Origin of the sequence: Photobacterium andalusiense (assembly GCF_900185625.1) — a bacterium.
In the GTDB taxonomy this organism is placed as follows: Bacteria; Pseudomonadota; Gammaproteobacteria; order Enterobacterales; family Vibrionaceae; genus Photobacterium; species Photobacterium aquimaris.
Genome location: NZ_FYAJ01000052.1, coordinates 1 through 744, shown reverse-complemented (window position 1 = coordinate 744; position 744 = coordinate 1). Strand labels below are relative to the sequence as shown.

Sequence of the window (744 nt, the reverse complement as noted above, 5' to 3'; positions counted from 1 at the left end):
GCGGTTAATCACATGATAAAACGGCGTGATTTGAGGTTCGATCAATTTTCGTCTTGAGATTGTCATTAGTTAAACCATAAGCAACTTGAATTTTAACTGTAGTAGCTCATGGTTAATGTGCAAGGATGTGGCTGTCCTATGTTCTGTCCCCAATTCGACCTCTAATAGTGATAGAATCTGTGCATCAGAATTATCGAGAAACTCTATGTTTATCCATCACGTTAACGACATCGACTGGTTGGTGATCACCGCTTTTGAAGAACTGAAATCTTTATTTGTCGAAGATGCCGGTGCAATCCCCAGTTACTTCTCTACTGCCAGCGAATTGAGTCTAATAGATCAAGCTAAGCGCAGTTATGGATATTTGCCGACACTTAGCGGCGTAATCACCGATACAGGTATATTTCAATCTCAAAATAATCAACAAGATTTGAGTCCACAACTTGCTTGCGTAGTTGAAGGTCGTGGTCGAGTGTTTATCTATCACGGTAGCTTTGTGGCTTTTGTGGATGACGAGCAAACCTTTATTACTCGCATGGACTGAAAATTATTCAGTAACGTGAGATAAAAAGCATTAGCAAAGAAAAACTTGAATTTTATCTTCGTTTTTACCTCAAGAAGAACATTGGACAGCCATATATTTACTTAAATAGATTTCCTCAAAACAAAAAAACGTTAGCACATCGACTATGCTAACGCCTGAAATAAATCGCCACTCATGTTACGTATTACGCTATTGTTCAT

At 38.4% G+C, this 744-nt stretch carries 1 protein-coding gene; it reads left to right on the top strand.

Annotation, left to right across the window (positions count from 1 at the left end; all coding sequences use genetic code 11):
- Positions 1-205 precede the first annotated feature (205 nt).
- On the top strand, positions 206-544 hold the full coding sequence (locus PAND9192_RS20385) for a cytosolic protein (protein ID WP_087853608.1): 339 nt from the start codon (positions 206-208) through the stop codon (positions 542-544).
- The last annotated feature ends 200 nt before the right edge of the window (positions 545-744 follow it).

Bases quoted from the DNA above. Each gene is read 5' to 3' on its own strand.
- PAND9192_RS20385 (WP_087853608.1), top strand. From the start codon at position 206: ATGTTTATCCATCACGTTAACGACATCGACTGGTTGGTGATCACCGCT.